General features: G+C 68.4%; 2 protein-coding genes. Both read right to left on the reverse strand.

All coding sequences use genetic code 11. From position 1 onward, the window contains the following. On the reverse strand, positions 1–458 hold a 458-nt coding region (locus ACFQ7F_RS45520; protein WP_383285586.1), incomplete at its 3' end, for a beta-ketoacyl synthase N-terminal-like domain-containing protein. Positions 459–494: 36 nt separating this feature from the next. Continuing rightward, positions 495–4,093, reverse strand: a 3,599-nt coding sequence (locus ACFQ7F_RS45525) for an SDR family NAD(P)-dependent oxidoreductase (RefSeq protein WP_383285589.1), incomplete at its 5' end; no start/stop codon positions are given.

Raw genomic sequence — 4,093 nt, forward strand, 5'->3', positions numbered from 1 at the left:
TCCAGGGCCTCCCAGGTGACCTCGAGCAGCAGGCGCTGCTGCGGGTCGATGGCCTTCGCTTCGCGGGGGGAGATGTTGAAGAACCCCGCATCGAATCGATCGGCATCGTGCAGGAAACCGCCCCAGCGGGTGGTCGACGTGCCCGGGCCCGCGTCCACCTGATCGCCCTGGCCGCTGTCCTCGTCGTTCCGCCGTCCCTCTTCCGGGATCGCGGCGAAGAGGGTGTCGAGGTCCCAGCCCCGGTTCGTGGGGAACTCGCCGATCACATCCCGCGCCTGGGTCACCAACTCCCAGAGCTCTGCAGCTGAGTTGGTGTCACCCGGGTAGCGGCAGCCCATGCCCACGATCGCGATCGGCTCGTGAGCGCTCTCCTCCACTTCCTGCAAGCGTCGGCGGGTCTGACGCAAGTCCGTGGTCGCCCGCTTGAGGTAGGTCCGGAGCTTGTCTTCGCCAGCCACTTGATTAGTCCCTTGCAGAGGTCGGAAATTTTTCGGTCAGGGAGTCTGGAGCTCGCCGTCGAGCACGCTGAAGAGTTCGTCGTCCGTGGCGGAGTCCAGGTCGCCCGGCGCCGAGTCAGTTGCCGAGTGGCCCTGTCTGTTCTCCCAGGACTTGACGAACTCCCTGAGGCGCGCGGATACCTGCGCGTGTTCTGCCACATCCAGGGCTTCGGGCGAGAAGGCCGATTCGAGCTTGCCGATCTCCGCCATCAGGACGTCCAACACGCCATTGCCCGAAGCCTGTTCACCACCGGCCGGGACGAGCTGCTCACGGAGGTACGTGGCGAGACTCTGTGGCGTGGGGTGGTCGAAGGCGAGGGTGGCGGGGAGACGAATCCCGCTGGCGTGGGCGAGGTGGTTGCGCAGTTGGAGGGTGGTGAGGGAGTCGAAGCCCAGCTCCTTGAACGACTGCCGCGCGTCGATGAGCTCGGGGTCGGGGCTGGCCAGGACGGCGGCGATTGTCGTACGGACCAGTGAGAGCAGGCGTTCGAGCTGCTCGCTCTTGGTGAGGGAGCCGAGCCCTTCTGCCAGCGAACCGGTACGCGAGTGCCTGGACGCCATGTCGTCCGTGGTGGAGCCGCTTGGGTGGTGGGTGGTGGGTGTGGGGGTGAGGTTGTGGAGGAGTGGGGGGAGGGTGTTGTTGTGGGCTTGGGTGGTGAGGTTGGTGGTGTTGAGGTGGGTTGCGGTGGTGGTGGGGTGGTGGGTGGTGAGGGCGGTGTCGAGGAGAGTGAGGGCGTGTTGGGTGGTGTGGGGTGGGAATCCGGTGCGGGTGGTGTGGTTGCGGGTGGTGGTGTTGAGGTGGCGGATCATGCCGGTGTTGTCGGCCCAGGGGCCCCAGGCGATGCTGGTGGCGGGGAGGTTTTGGGTGTGGCGGTGGTGGGCGAGGGCGTTGAGGTAGGTGTTGGCGGCGGCGTAGTTGGCTTGGCCGGGGGAGGCGAGGGTGGCGGCGAGGGAGCTGTAGAGGATGAAGGCGTCGAGGTTGAGGTGGCGGGTGGCGTGGTGGAGGTTCCAGGCGGTGTCGATTTTGGGGCGTAGGACGGTGTGGAGTTGTTGGGGGGTGAGGTTTTGGATGGGTGCCATGTCGATGGTGCCGGCGGTGTGGATGATGGCGCTGAGGGGGTGTGTGGCGGGGATGGTGTCGAGGAGTGCGGTGATTTGGTCGGGGTCGGCGGTGTCGCAGGCGGTGATGGTGACTTTGGCGCCGAGTTGGGTGAGTTGGGTGGTGAGTTGGTCGGCTCCGGGTGCTTGTTGTCCGGTGCGGCTGGCGAGGTGGAGGTGGCGTATGCCGTGGTGGGTGACCAGGTGTCGTGCGGTGTGGGCGGCGAGGGTGCCGGTGCCGCCGGTGATGAGGACGGTGCCTTGGGGGTTCCAGGTGGTGGCGGGTGTGTCCGGGGTGGGGGTGTGTGGGAGTCGGGTGAGGCGGGGGATGTGGAGGGTGCCTTGTCGGATGGCGAGGTGGGGTTCGTTGGTGGTGAGGGTGTGGGGGAGTGCGCGGGGTGTGTCGGGGTGGGTGTCGAGGTCGATGAGGGTGATGCGGTGGGGGTGTTCGGTCTGTGCGGTGCGGATGAGGCCGGTGAGGGTGGCGTGGGTGAGGTTGGGGTCTTCGTCGGGGTGGACGGTGGTGGCGTGGTGGGTGGTGAGGATGAGGTGGGTGTTGGTGTAGTGGTCGTTGTTGAGCCAGTGTTGGAGGAAGGTGAGGGTGCGGGTGAGGGTGTCGTGGATTTCGGTGGGGGTGTCTTTGGTGGGGGTTGTGCTGGTGGGTAGGGGGGCGATGACTGTGTCGGGGGCGGCGGCGCCGTTTTCCAGGGCGTGACCCAGTTCCGCCAGATCGCGACGGTGGTGCGTGGCGGGTATGAGTGCGGCGATGGCAGTGGTGGCTGTAGTGGTGCCCGGGGCTGGGGCGCTGTCGAGGTGGGCGTTGAGGGGGTCGGTGAGCAGTGCCGTGTGGGACGGCAGTGCGGCCGTGGTGCTCGACGTGGGGAAGGGCTCCCAGTGCAGGGGAAGCAGTGCGGGTCCGTTCTCATCCGCGTGCCCGTGGGTCCTGGGTTGGGGGGCGATCCAGTAGGAGTCGTGCTGGAAGGGATAGGTGGGCAGGTGCAACGGCCGGTGGGGCGGGGTGCTGTGGATGTCGGCTGCTTGCCGGCAAGGTCTGTTCCGGCTGCGGGTGGTGGGCCAGTTGATCGTGTGGTGGTGGGTGTGCAGCTGCCCGAGCGCGGTGTGGAAGGCCTGGCCCGCGGGGCGGTTCCGGTGCAGAGTGCCGGTGACCAGGGGCGGCGTGGCCGTGTCGTCCTCGGCGCCGGGGTGGGTGTCCACCGTGGACTGAAGTGCGGGGGTGAGGACCGGGTGTGGGCTCACTTCGATGAACGTGCGGCATCCCGTGTCCAAAAGGCCACGCACGGTGGCTTCGAGTTGGACGGTGTGGCGAAGATTGCGGCACCAGTACGACGCGGTCAGCTCGCGGGTGTCCAGGAGGGTCCCTGTGACGGTGGAGTGGAAGGGGATGGACGCGGGGCGAGCCCTGATGGGAGCGAGGGCCTCGAGCAGCTCGTCCGTGAGCGCGTCGATGTGATGCGAGTGGGAGGCGTAACTCACCGCGATCTTGCGGGCATCGATCCCGTCGGTCGCGCATTGAGCGAGGAGCTCTTCCAAGGCGGACGTGTCCCCGGCGACCACCGTGGCCCCGGGCCCGTTCACCGCGGAGATCGTCAGCCGCCCCTGCCAGGCGACGAGCAGCTCCGCTGCGGCTTCGGCGCCCAGCGGCAGTGAAGCCATTCCGCCGCTTCCCTCTAGGGAGGTCAGTGCCCTGCTGCGGAGTGCGACGATGTGCACGGCGTCCTCCAGCGAGAGCGCTCCGGCGATATGCGCGGCGGCGATCTCTCCCTGGGAGTGGCCGAGTACGGCATCGGGTTCGATCCCGGCGGCCTGCCAATGGCGGGCGAGAGCCACAAGGACGGCGAACAGTGCGGGCTGCACCACGTCCACCCGGTCCAGGCCCGGCGCGCCCGCACGCTCCTCGAGCACGTCGGTCAGTGACCAGTCCACGTAGCGTGACAGCGCCTCTTCGCAGGCGAGCACGGTCTTCCTGAACGCCGGTGAGGAGACAAGGAGTTGGCGCGCCATGCCGGGATACTGGGAGCCCTGGCCGGGGAAGACGAACGCGGTACCGCCGCTCTCCGCGCCCGCGTCGCCCGCCATGCCCTGCACCAGCGCGGGGTGCGGCCGGTCCGCCCCCAATGCGTCCAGGGCCAGGAGGGCTTCCTCGCGGGAGTCAGTGGTGAGCACCGCGCGGTGGTTGAAGACGCTGCGGGTGGTGGCCAGAGCGTGCGCCACATGGGGCAGTGGAAGGTCCGGGTGCTCGGTCAGGTGGCTGTGCAGCCGGGTGGCCTGTGCGCGGAGCGATGCTCGGGACTTCGCCGAGAGCGTCAACGGGAGCCCGGCCTCCCCGGGTGTCCCGGCTTCGTGGGGTGTGTCGGCGGCGGTTTTCCTGGCCGGTGCTTCGCTGAGGATGAGGTGGGCGTTGGTGCCGCTGACGCCGAAGGCGGAGACGGCGGCGTTGCGTGGTCGGTTGTGGTGGGGCCAGGGGGTGGCTTCGGTGA

The organism is Streptomyces sp. NPDC056486 (assembly GCF_042795295.1).
In the GTDB taxonomy this organism is placed as follows: domain Bacteria; phylum Actinomycetota; class Actinomycetes; order Streptomycetales; family Streptomycetaceae; genus Streptomyces.